Raw genomic sequence first — 11,689 nt, forward strand, 5'->3', positions numbered from 1 at the left:
TTTAAAAGCAATTCAAAAATTATCAAAATTAATTTATAATCCCGTGATTATATGGTTGTTTCGAATTAAAACATTTATTCGCGCCACATCAGTCACATTACAAACCTCACAATATGAAAAATACTTTTATAATTACATTTTTGTTCTCAGTTATTACAATACATGCACAAGTAGGGATTAATACACCCTCTCCAAGTGCCACTTTCGACATTACGGCAAAAACCACAGATGGCAGTAAACCCGAAGGTTTAATTGCCCCAAGGCTTACCGGGAATCAGATCCAGGCAGGAGATGCACAATACGGAACCGCACAAAAAGGAGCAATTGTTTATGCCACAGCAGCGGCAACATCTCCGAGTACAAAAACGGCCAATATTACAGCGGAAGGGTATTATTATTTTGATGGTTCCGCATGGCAAAAAATTTCCGGAGACCTAACAAGCGATGCATGGACAAATGATACCACCCATAATCTTGTAAAGCTTGGGAACAGAGCAAACGGTACGACAAGAGCAGCAGGAACGGATGTTATAGTAAAAGACGACGGTACTGTAGGGCTGGGAACTGCTACGCCGGATCCAAGTGCTGCACTGGACATGACATTTAGTAATAAAGGAATACTGATTCCGAGAGTGGCTTTGCAAAATGTAACAGATCAGACAACTATTGCGTCACCGGCAACGGGACTTATGGTTTACAACACAGGTGCTGCTGGGATGACTTATATAGGGTTTGTGTACTGGACGGGAACAGAATGGCGTGCTGTTAACAATTCCAGTGCTACCAATCCTAATATACTTTCTCTTAACTGTGTGAATGCATCAGTTTTCCCAACCACTTTTGTTTCCGGCACTCCATACACCGGAACCATCACGGTTCCTTATACCGAAGGAAACGGAGGAAGCTATGGTACAGCGGCATCCTTTACGCAAAACGGACTTACATTTAAGCTTAATGCCGGAACACTTAATGCCGGAAACGGATCTGTGTCTTATTCAATATCAGGGACACCGAACTTCTCATCTCCTACTACAATATCTGTTCCGGTAAACTTCCTCGGAAAAAGCTGTAATGTAACCATGGGAGATAATGTAAGTGTAAGCCCGATTCAGTATTTAAAAAAAGTAATCAGCCCGATTCCCAATACAACAGATGCAGCAGTGCAAAATGCAACGAAAACAACATTCGGAAATCTTTCTGTACGTTACGGCGGATTGGTCGATAATGTTGCCAATGATCCCAATTCGATAGAACTTAGCCCTTCTGTTACAACTCAAATGACCGTTTGGGGAATGCTTACCGGACAAGGACTTCCCAATGACATAGTATCAACCTATACAGCGGATACGGTTGCCGCAAATAATTGGCTTGGGTGGGGCAATAGCTTTAATCCGAATTTCAGAGATTATGGAATCATATATGTTACACTCCATGTTACCGGGGAAATTTATCGTATTACGATGCTGTGCAATGCCAATATGACCAGCCCGACGGTTGCCAGCAATATCACTTTCTTTATTGAGAAACTATAATAAATAAGCATATTCACAAAAGATTTCTACGAAAAATTTTGATTGATGACAAATCGTAATGGCGGTATTGCAACAGAAATATACTCTTTTTCTTTTCGCAAATACCGTCATACGCTTTGTATATACTTTAATTTCAAAATAATAAGATTGGCTTTTAACTGTAAACAGTCCTGATAGGTCTTTATTCTGTTGAATGGTGATACCACAAAAATTCATCTTGGTTTTTTTAACTAAAAATGGTATCTTGTAAATCTCACAAATACAGACAGAATTTAATGCTAGAAAAGAAAGAACACAATTACGAGAAGGCCGTATTGGTAGGTGTTGTTACGCAGCATCAGGATGAGGATAAGCTTCAGGAATATATGGATGAGCTGGAGTTTTTGGCGTACACAGCAGGAGCCTCCGTAGATAAACGCTTTACACAGAAACTAACGCAGCCGGATTCCAAGACATTTATAGGAAGCGGTAAAGCACAGGAAATCAGAGATTATGTAAAAGAATTCGAAATAGGAACCGTCATTTTTGATGACGAACTTTCTCCGTCCCAGCTTAAAAACCTGGAAAGAGAAATGGAGGTAAAAATATTAGACAGAACCAACCTTATCCTTGATATTTTCGCCCAGCGTGCTACCACGTCATACGCCAGAACCCAGGTAGAGTTGGCGCAGTATCAATACTTGCTGCCGAGACTAACCAGAATGTGGACCCACCTTGAACGTCAGAAAGGGGGAATAGGGATGAGGGGTCCCGGGGAAACGGAAATTGAAACCGACAGACGTATCATCCGTGACCGAATTTCCTTACTGAAAGACAAACTGAAAACTATCGATAAACAGATGGCTACCCAGAGAAACAACAGAGGGAAAGTGGTGCGCGTTGCATTGGTAGGATATACCAACGTAGGAAAATCAACTTTGATGAATGCGCTTTCAAAATCCGAAGTTTTTGCTGAAAATAAACTATTTGCCACGTTAGATACCACCGTTAGGAAAGTGGTGATCGGGAATCTTCCTTTCCTGCTTACCGATACCGTAGGATTCATCAGGAAACTTCCTACCCAGCTTGTAGAATCGTTCAAATCTACCCTGGATGAAGTGCGGGAAGCAGATCTTCTGATTCATGTAGTCGATATTTCTCACGAAAGTTTTGAAGATCATATTGATTCCGTTAATCAGATTTTAATGGAAATCAATGCGCATCAAAAGCCGATGATTATGATTTTCAATAAAATTGATGATTTCAGCTATGAGAAAAAAGATGAAGATGATCTTACGCCGTCTACAAGAAAAAATATATCCCTGGAAGAATGGAAAAATACCTGGATGGCCAAATCAAAATATCCAACCGTATTTATTTCAGCGCTTACAAAAGAGAATTTCCCTGAAATGAAAAAGATGATTTATGATGAGGTAATGAAAATTCACATCTCAAGATTTCCATACAACGACTTCCTTTTCGAGTATTTTGATAATGATGAGGAAGAAAACAATCCTTCATCATAATGAAAAATCATGTTTTGCTTTTATTGCTTTTGTTTTCGGTTTTCAGCTTTGGCCAGAAATCGAAACCGGCGGTTGATCTGAAAACGATCGGAAAAAATCTTAAAAACGGAAAGTCCCCCTACAACTATGAGAAAATGATTTTCAAGTATAAAGGCTATCCCAAATCTCTGGATTCGATAGAGTCCCAACATTTGTATTACGGAAGAAACTTCAGAAATGACCTTGTCTCCACAACGGATGAAAATTTTAAAACTTTGGCAGATGCCTTCAAAAATGGAAATTTTGATGAATGCATAAAACAGGGAAAAGCCCTTTACGAAAAAGATCCTACCAACTTGGATGTTCTTCTCATTTTATTGAGGGCTTATGATTCTAAAAAGGATGGAAGTAATTTTATGCACCACCTCAATCAGTTTCGTACCTTGACAGATGCAGTCAGACATTCCGGTGACGGGAAATCGGAAAATACGGCATATCTCGTTAATTCGGTGGGAGATGAATATATTCTGCTGAATATCCTGAATCTCGGACAGGATTATACAAGGGTTTCAAAGCCGGGAAAAGAAGGAATGGTCGACATATGGAAAAAAGATAACAATATTGTTTATATAAAAGTACTTTATATCGATTTTTAAAATTAATAGAAAAACAGCTTAGTGGAATTATATTATTCATTTTCAGCTTTAATCGTTTTAGCATCCATATTTTCATACCTGAATTACAGATTCCTTAAACTTCCGAGTACAATAGGGATTATGGTAATTGCCATCGCTGTTTCCATATTTTTGGTATCATTTGGAAAGGCCGTGCTGCCAAGAACTTTCGGGCATCTTCATAATCTTATGAATGGCATTGATTTTACAGAAGTCCTTATGGGAGCCATGCTGAATTTCCTTCTCTTTGCAGGAGGAATTCACATTAATATAGACGACCTTAAAGAACAGCTGCGTCCTGTAATCATATTTTCGACCTTAGGTGTTGTGATATCCACCTTTGTGGTGGGATTCGGGATGTTTTATATCCTGCCGTTTCTGGGAATAGAGCTTCCTTTCATTTATTGTCTGCTTTTTGGAGCACTTATTTCACCAACAGACCCTGTAGCGGTTTTAAGTATCCTAAAGCAGACCAACGTTTCTAAATCTTTAGAAACAAAAGTAGCAGGAGAATCCTTATTTAATGATGGGATGGCCGTATTAGTTTTTACGGTTGTTCTTCAACTGGCTATCGGAAATGAAGTAGATCTCGGCGTTGAAAGCATCGGGTTGCTTTTGCTTAAAGAAGCAGGAGGCGGATTATTGCTGGGCGTGGTATTGGGATGGATAACTTCCCGACTGATGCGCGAAGTGGATGATTACATTATTTCCGTGCTGGTAACGCTGTCTGTGGTGATGGGAGGGTATCTCATCGCACGGCAGATGCATATTTCCGGGCCCTTAACAATGGTTGCTGCAGGACTGTTTATGGGTAATTTTAATGTTAAATTTAAAATGAAATCCATTACCCAGGATTATCTGATCAAATTCTGGGAACTGATTGATGAAATACTCAATGCCGTATTATTTCTTTTTATCGGATTTGAGCTTTTGGTGATTAAAGATTTAAGTCATTTCATGATTCCCGGTTTGGTTGCAATTGTTGTTGTATTGGGAGCAAGGGTTGTATCGATTTATGGCCCGACAAGATTTATGAAAAGAACTTTTAGTCCGCAGACAGTAAAAATTTTGGTGTGGGGAGGAATCCGTGGCGGGGTTTCCATCGCTTTGGCACTTTCCATTCCGAAGAATGAGTATAGTACTGCTGTTTTAAGCATTACGTATTGTGTGGTTGTTTTTTCTATTATTGTTCAGGGACTTACGATTGGCAAACTTGCAAATCCGAACAAAATTGCCAAAGAAGAGGAGGAGCTTGAAAATATTATGGTCAGTGAAGAATAATTAAATTTCTGAGTAGTAGTATAAGTAAGATTAAAATATAAGCACAAAAGATGAGTATTGTTAAAGAAATACAGGAAGCATTAACGGTTTTGTCTGTTCCTGAAAAAGCAGAATTTTTCCCGAAATTTTTTAAAACAGGGAAAGGGGAGTATGGTGAAGGAGATTTATTTTTGGGAGTAACCGTTCCGGATCAGCGTTCCGTTGCCAGAGAATATTATGCCCAGGTTTCTTTAACGGATCTTAGTAAACTGCTTTCCTCCGGGTATCATGAACACCGTCTGACAGCCTTGCTGATGCTGGTTTTAAAATTCGAAAAAGCAAAAGAGGAAAACACAAAAAATGAAATTGTAGCATTTTATCTGAGCCATCTGCAATACATTAATAACTGGGATCTTGTAGATTCAAGCTGTTATAAAATCCTGGGCAGATACTGCTTTGAATATCAGAAAGAAGATATTTTAAGAAACCTTTCGGGTTCTGAAGAAATGTGGCACAAAAGAATAGCCGTTGTGGGAACAATGCATTATATTAAAAAAGGTTTCTTTGATCTTACCAAAGAATTTGTGACACAAAATTTAAGCCATACACACGATCTGATGCATAAAGCAAATGGATGGATGCTTAGGGAAATGGGACAAAAAGATAAACAGGAACTTATACTTTATTTAAACAGATATTACAAAGAAATGCCAAGAACCTGTCTTCGATATGCCATTGAAAAACTGGATGAACCGCTCCGTCAGGATTATCTGAAGGGAAGAATTTAAATAAAATAAACCAATCAATGAAAAATATTTTAAAGATACTCTTTGTGATTTTGCCTCTGCTAATCCTCACAAGCTGTTTTGATATTTTAGATAAAGTAAATGTGAAAGCAGACGGAAGCGGAGAGTATATGCTGATACTCAATGCAAGCAAAAGCAAAACGAGTCTGGCTTCCATCTCAAAAATGGAAACCATCAACGGAAAGAAAGTTCCGAAAAAAGCTGAAATTGAAGCGAAGATCAGCGAAGCGGCTAAAATTTTTAAGGCAACACCCGGAATTTCCAATGTAAAAACCTCCATGGATTTTGATAACTACATCATAAAATTAAGCTGTAATTTCAGAAAGATAGAAAATATTAATTCAGGGCTGGAGCAGCTTAAAAGCAAGAACATTATCGGTAAAATGATTCCTACGCAGATTTATGCCCAGAATCTTGCAAAGAACGTTTTTATCAGGAATAAAGTAAATACGTTTAAAAATGATTATGCTAAAATGAGCAAGGCAGACAGAGAGATCTTTAATGATGCACGCTATATTTCCATACTGCAGTTTGAAAACACGGTAAAAACTCAGTCGAATACAGCTTATTCACTCTCTCCAAACCGAAAAGCCCTGAAGCTGGAAGCCCCTATTATCGACCTCATCCTTCAGAAAAAACAACTTCAAAATACAATCCTCTTTCAATAATTCAATCATACACCATGAAATCTATACTACAAAAAACACAGGTAACTCTTTTATTATTCTTCATTTCCCTTGTTTTTGCGCAACAGCGTATGAAAATGCCTGCAGACGTGCTCTTTTACATGGAAATCAACGGAAAACAGCTGGATAAAAAGATCAATTGGGAAAAATTTAACCCATTCCTTCAGGAAGTAACCAAAAAAAACAAGGAAAAACTTTCCTGGACTGATTATTCCAAAACAGGAATTAAATACGATGCCACACAATACCATTATGCTTCTTTCAATGATTCGGTGAAGGCATATACAGCACATTTTATCCTGGACAACAAAGAAAAATTTCAGGAATTCATCAATTCCATCAAGAAAAAAGGACTTGAAAATTCCCGTAAAAACAACTATTCGTATGTAAGCCTGGATGACGATATTTTCGTAGCATGGAACGGAAGCAGGGCTGTTTTGAAAATGATAACCTATGAAAAGCCTTATAAAGACAAATGGGACGAAATAGCTGCTGATAGTGCTGCTACCGTCATTGACAGTGTGGCTGCCGCTGTGGCAGACAGCGTAGCGGTAGACGGCGACTATGTTGAAGAGCCGGAAAAACCTTTCGATTATAAAGAAGAAATACAATATCTGAAAGATGATATTAAATATTTAAAAGAAAGCATTAAAGACAATAACGCTGAAATTCAAAGGATTCAGAAAGACATCAAGTATCTGGAAAAATATCACAAATACCCGGAAGAACAGAAAGGTTCAACGGATAAAGAATATGAAGAACCTATTGTAGAAACAGATCCAATGCCTGCTCCGGAAGAGGATATGGAAGATTTACAGATTCCTGAATATGACGATTTTAAAAAAGAAATGGATTCCCTCAAAGCAGAAAAATTCAAGATGCACAGAAAACTTGCGGAAGAATCTTTCGATCAGTACTTTAACTCTAATTTTGAGCTTGATATTCCTGCGGAAATGACAGCTTCAAGGGACGCAGCAGCAGATGTTTTTGTGTATACCGACTACGGAAGTCTCGTTAATAACGGAATTTATGGGAGGATGATGAAAATGTATGAATTTGGAAGCCTGTTAAATTCTGCTTACAACTCCAACTCGTCCTATAATCTGTACTTTGATAAAGCTCAGGTAAGATTGGTGAACAGTTATCAGCATAAAAATGCCGAGGTTCAGAAGAGCTATGCGGAAATCTACAATGGGCGTAAAAATAAGAAACTTGCACGGCTTATCAACGATAAAAGCATTGGTTATTATGCAATTAACTTAGATGGAAGCAAATATTTCGATATGATGTATGCATTGATGAAAAATGCCGGAAATTCCAAATATCAGAAAGAAACCGAACTGATTATGGAAACGGTGAAAATCGTTCTGGATGAAGAAGCTATTTCTAAAATAGCACCCGGAAACGGAATCTTTGTGCTCAATGAGCTGAAGCCTAAAACCGTAGAATATACGGAGTATGATTATGATGATGACTACAACGAAAAAGAAATAAAGAAAACAAAAGAAGTTGCAGTGCCGGATTTTACTTTCGCTTTCGCTACTGAAAATGAAGGATACTGGAACCGAATTTTTAATTTGCTTGCTACCAATAAAACAACGTCAAAGAACTTTTCTAAAAAAGGAAATATGTATTCTTTCAAAGAAGATCACAATTCCGGTTATATTGGTAAACTTTTCTTTACCGTAAATGACGGAATTGTGTATGTTATGACCTCGGAAAATGGTTTACATGTTGAAAATCAGAAACAAATATCTAAAGAATGGATGAAAGATTCCACAAAATATCCGGCGTCGGGAAGATTCAATGTCCAAAAGCTTTTAGCAGGGCTGGAACAGGAATTCAAAAGCGGTTCCGAAAGAAAAATGCTGGATATGGTGAGAAAGAATGTGGGCGATATTTATTTTAAATCGGAAGCTAAAGGAAATACGATCCAGACGGAAATCGATTATTCAATTAAAGGATCTTCTGAAAACAGCCTGATGTATTTCTTCAATCTTTTTGATGAAATGTACAAGCTGCATGAAGCCGACAAAAAACAGCCGGTTCTGTAATGAAGAAGAAAATATTTGCTTTTATATTGCTGTCTCTTCTCGTCTGCGGATACTTTTTTCTCTATTACCAGAACAAAGAATTAAAATATATTCCACACAATGCAGATGTAGTGGTTTTGGTTGATACTAAAAAAGCAGCCAGGCAATATCTGGTAAGTTTTCTTAAGCATCCTTCGGAATGGCTTGAATCAAAAAAACAAGACAAAAATATAATGTCGATAAAAGAATCGGGAGTGAAAGTTCCCGATTTTTTACAGATCTTCCATCTGGAAAAGACCGGTTTTTCCGAGTGGTATTGTATACTGGAACTTAAAGATGCCGCAAAATTTCTTACCTATATAAAGCAAAACAGATTTACGCAAAAAGGAAATAATATATTTAAAAAAGATCATTTCTTTATCAAAATAGAAGGCGATTATTGTATTGCAGGAACTTCGGATTCAGGTTTTGAAAATTTAAAGCGAATGTTCCCTGATTTGTCTGAAAGAACAAATTTCAGCTCGGATCAGTTTATTAATGGGTCAATGGGAAGTATTTCATTCATTTTTAACCATACAATACGGAATTTTCCTGTACGTTTAAATTCTGATAATATTGAAATAAGTAACGCACAAAAAGAAGATTTTTCTTCAGCTATTTCACAACTTGAGAAAACCAATTATTTTATTGATACAGAATTAAATAAGAGCAATATTGAAACAATTACTTCAATGTTCAGTGGGGATATTGCAGATTCTGTTCAAATCAGTTCCATGAAAGCAACAGCCTTGCTGAAACAGGTAAATGATACGATCATCACTTATGCATACGATGATGATTTTAATGAAATTGAAAAGAAAACCATTCAGAAAATCGTGCAGCCTGATTATATTATTTCATTAAAAACTCAAAACCCTGAAAAAGCTTTAAGGTATTTTCAGAATAAGAAATGGGTTAATGCGCAGAATCAGTTTACAGCCATTCCTTTTCAGCCGAATATCATTGAGAAAATGCCTGCCGGACTTGAAATTTATTCCAAAAGAAAAATGAGTAAGCCATCGGTGAGGTCAAATGAAAATTATATTTTTATTAGAAATAATACATTATTATTTTCAAATTTAAAATTATTAAGCCTAAAAGAAAAGAGAATAATTTCAGATCTTGACTATATTTTTTACGGGAACCGGGGGCAGGAATACTATGTAAGATTACAATTCAAAAAAGAAAGCCTGCCGCTGATACTCAGATGGAAAAACAATTAATTTAAAAGATGGAATATTCAGATTTTGCTTTCTTCAGGACCTTTGTGCATTATTTTCTGCATTTTGTAGTTCCGGTATGTATTGCCTTGATTTTTTACCGCAAAACCTGGAAGAAAACATATCTTATCCTTTTGGGAACGATGCTTGTTGATATGGATCATCTTTTTGCGAATCCTGTTTTTGATCCGAACCGGGCAAGCGTGGGATTTCATTTTTTACATTCTTATTATGCGATTGCAGTGTATTTTTTAATGTTGTTTTTTAAAGGAAATATAAGAATTGTAGCCATTGGATTGCTGTTTCACATGCTTACGGATCTTCAGGATTTTTATTGGTGGCCTCATTAAAATAATCTTAATATCACTGTTATTATTTCAAAAAGCATAGAATTTTCGTATTTTGTAAACGTTTATGAAAATAAAAAATCTTTTACATTATACGTACATTTTCCCCATTCTTGCGGTTGGATATTATTTCTCCGGGCTTATGGGTACCGGAGTTGTTTTTGATGTGATTGCCGGAATTTTATTAACGGGAAGCGTGCTTTCTGCGGTTCATCATGCGGAAGTAGTTGCCCATAAAGTAGGAGAGCCTTTCGGAACGATCATTCTTGCGCTCTGTATTACCATACTTGAAGTGGCGCTCATTATATCGCTCATGGTGGCTGGTGGAGATCAGGCGATTACCCTCGCAAGAGATACGGTATTTGCAGCCGTGATGCTGATTCTCAACGGGATTCTCGGAATTTGTATTTTGGTAGGTGGCGTGAAATATTATGAGCAGTTTTTTGCCAGAACATCAGCGACAACCTATCTGGTAAGTATTGTATCAATTTTAATCCTTACGCTTGTTCTCCCGAATTTTACCTCAAGTGTCAATGGCCCTTTTTATAATCAGGCGCAGCTGATCTTCGTTTCTATTGCCTGCCTTGTGATTTATGGAACTTTCCTGATGGTACAAACGGTACGGCACCGGAATTATTTTATCGCTCCGGAAGAGCATCCCCAAGAAAGCTACATTCCGTCTTTTCAAAAAACGTTGTTAAGCTTTGTTTTTCTTGTGATCTGTCTTGCTATTGTTGTGTTGATGGCGAAAGGACTTTCTTCTGCCATAGAAAGCATGGTTCAGGGTCTGGGGGCACCGAAATCTCTGGTGGGCGTCATTATTGCCGGAATGGTTTTATTGCCGGAAGGGATGGCTGCTATCCGTGCAGCGAGGAGCAATCAGATCCAGTCGAGTCTTAATCTGGCGCTGGGTTCTGCGCTGGCCAGCATCGGGCTTACAATCCCGGCAGTATCCGTGGTGTGCATTATGTACGATATTCCTTTGGTTTTGGGTCTTGACAAAAAAGATATTATTTTGCTTTCATTGTCGGTTTTTATTGTTATGCTTTCGCTGAGCCGTGGAAAAACGAATATTCTTTACGGAACGGTACTTCTGGTAAATCTTGCAGCATATATTTTTACGGTAATTGTCCCTTAAGTTTACAGGCTACAGTCTTCTCGCAAGAGCCATTTTAAATGCCATCAGTTTGGCGATATTCTCAGATTTATAAATAGCCATGTCTGCATTTTCACCGGTGAAGTTTTCCTCAACGGTAGCTTTCCACAATTCAAGCCAGCGGTCGAAATGCTTTTGTTCCATTGCCTGGATTTCATTAATAGGAAAGTGTGCGCCCATAGGATTTCCTTTGTATGTCATCTGCCCGAATAATACTGATTCCCAGAAAGCATACATTTTAGGTAAATGTTTATCCCAGTCTACTTTGGCAATATCGGTAAAGAAGAAGCTTATCATCTCATCCTTAGTCACCTTCGAATAAAAAGAGTTTACAAGATGTTCTATATCTCCGCGTGATTCCAGTTTTTTCATACTTCAAAAGTAAGGTAAAATTCAATCGGAAATTTAATGTTAGGGTTGATAAATTTCATGAAAACAATATTCTATCTTTG

General features: G+C 37.5%; 11 protein-coding genes. 10 read left to right on the top strand and 1 reads right to left on the bottom strand.

Going from position 1 to position 11,689, the window contains the following annotated elements; all coding sequences use genetic code 11:
• The first annotated feature begins 113 nt into the window (after positions 1-113).
• From SOP96_RS12615 to SOP96_RS12660, 10 genes are all read left to right on the top strand, one after another.
• Positions 114-1,532: a hypothetical protein gene (locus SOP96_RS12615; protein ID WP_326321296.1), complete on the top strand. Its 1,419-nt coding sequence runs from the start codon at positions 114-116 to the stop codon at positions 1,530-1,532.
• Between the two features lie 275 nt (positions 1,533-1,807).
• A complete protein-coding gene (gene hflX / locus SOP96_RS12620) occupies positions 1,808-3,037 on the top strand; it encodes a GTPase HflX (protein ID WP_326321297.1) in 1,230 nt (409 codons plus the stop codon).
• Entirely contained in the window at positions 3,037-3,672 is a 636-nt protein-coding gene (locus SOP96_RS12625) for a DUF4919 domain-containing protein (RefSeq protein WP_326321298.1), read from the top strand. The genes hflX and SOP96_RS12625 overlap by 1 nt, the downstream gene beginning before the upstream one ends.
• A gap of 21 nt (positions 3,673-3,693) precedes the next feature.
• The gene (locus SOP96_RS12630) at positions 3,694-4,971 is read left to right on the top strand and encodes a cation:proton antiporter (protein ID WP_326321299.1); all 1,278 of its coding nucleotides are present in this window, start codon (positions 3,694-3,696) and stop codon (positions 4,969-4,971) included.
• A gap of 50 nt (positions 4,972-5,021) precedes the next feature.
• Positions 5,022-5,738 carry a DNA alkylation repair protein gene (locus tag SOP96_RS12635; protein WP_326321300.1) on the top strand — a complete coding sequence of 239 codons (717 nt, stop codon included), beginning with the start codon at positions 5,022-5,024 and terminating at the stop codon, positions 5,736-5,738.
• 17 nt (positions 5,739-5,755) lie between these two features.
• A complete protein-coding gene (locus SOP96_RS12640) occupies positions 5,756-6,424 on the top strand; it encodes a hypothetical protein (protein WP_326321301.1) in 669 nt (222 codons plus the stop codon).
• Between the two features lie 14 nt (positions 6,425-6,438).
• Positions 6,439-8,496, top strand: coding sequence for a hypothetical protein (locus tag SOP96_RS12645; RefSeq protein ID WP_326321302.1), 2,058 nt, complete (start codon positions 6,439-6,441; stop codon positions 8,494-8,496).
• The gene (locus tag SOP96_RS12650) at positions 8,496-9,737 is read left to right on the top strand and encodes a hypothetical protein (protein ID WP_326321303.1); all 1,242 of its coding nucleotides are present in this window, start codon (positions 8,496-8,498) and stop codon (positions 9,735-9,737) included. Before SOP96_RS12645 ends, SOP96_RS12650 begins: the two co-directional genes overlap by 1 nt.
• Positions 9,738-9,745: 8 nt before the next feature.
• Positions 9,746-10,084 carry a DUF6122 family protein gene (locus tag SOP96_RS12655; RefSeq protein WP_326321304.1) on the top strand — a complete coding sequence of 113 codons (339 nt, stop codon included), beginning with the start codon at positions 9,746-9,748 and terminating at the stop codon, positions 10,082-10,084.
• Between the two features lie 64 nt (positions 10,085-10,148).
• Positions 10,149-11,219, top strand: coding sequence for a calcium:cation antiporter (locus SOP96_RS12660; protein WP_326321305.1), 1,071 nt, complete (start codon positions 10,149-10,151; stop codon positions 11,217-11,219).
• Positions 11,220-11,228: 9 nt separating this feature from the next.
• Here the strand turns inward: SOP96_RS12660 and SOP96_RS12665 are convergent, their stop codons facing one another.
• Entirely contained in the window at positions 11,229-11,609 is a 381-nt protein-coding gene (locus SOP96_RS12665; protein ID WP_326321306.1) for a group III truncated hemoglobin, read from the bottom strand.
• Between the last annotated feature and the right edge of the window lie 80 nt (positions 11,610-11,689).

This window comes from Chryseobacterium salviniae (assembly GCF_035819015.1).
Taxonomy (GTDB): domain Bacteria; phylum Bacteroidota; class Bacteroidia; order Flavobacteriales; family Weeksellaceae; genus Chryseobacterium; species Chryseobacterium salviniae.